The organism is Stutzerimonas sp. LR2, assembly GCF_055755175.1.
In genome coordinates this window covers 1-509 of record NZ_JBVTRR010000110.1, presented here as the reverse complement: position 1 = coordinate 509, position 509 = coordinate 1, and the positions used below count along the sequence as shown (strand labels likewise).

Sequence of the window (509 nt, the reverse complement as noted above, 5' to 3'; positions counted from 1 at the left end):
AGTAACCCTAAATCGCTATAACCTTGAATGTTGGAGTGGCCACGCAGCGCATTGACACCACCACCCGGCATACCAACGTTACCCAGCAATAGCTGGATCATACCTGCAGTACGAATCGTTTGTGCCCCACCTGTGTGGTGCGTCCACCCTAAAGCATACAAAATGGTCGACGTTCTGTCTTTGCCTGAAGTCGAGGCAAGTTGTTCACAAATATAGATAAAATCTTCAAGTGGTGTACCACATAAGGTCGTGACGACTTCAGGTGTATAGCGGGAAACGTGTTGCTTTAATAGGTTCCAAACACAACGAGGATGTTGAAGTGTTTCATCCTTGAGCGCATGGCCATTTGCATCGGTTTCATAATGCCAAGAGCTGCGGTCATATTGTTGTTTTTTATCATCAAAGCCGCTAAAAAGCCCATCATCAAAATGATAATCTTCACGAACGATTAATGGCGCATTAGTATAGGCTTTGACATACTCGTGTTGAATTTTATCATTTTCAATAAG

At 43.6% G+C, this 509-nt stretch carries 1 pseudogene; it reads right to left on the bottom strand.

Going from position 1 to position 509, the window contains the following annotated elements:
* Window positions 1–509, bottom strand: a pseudogene (locus ACVRRC_RS22315) (formate dehydrogenase-N subunit alpha); the annotation flags it as partial.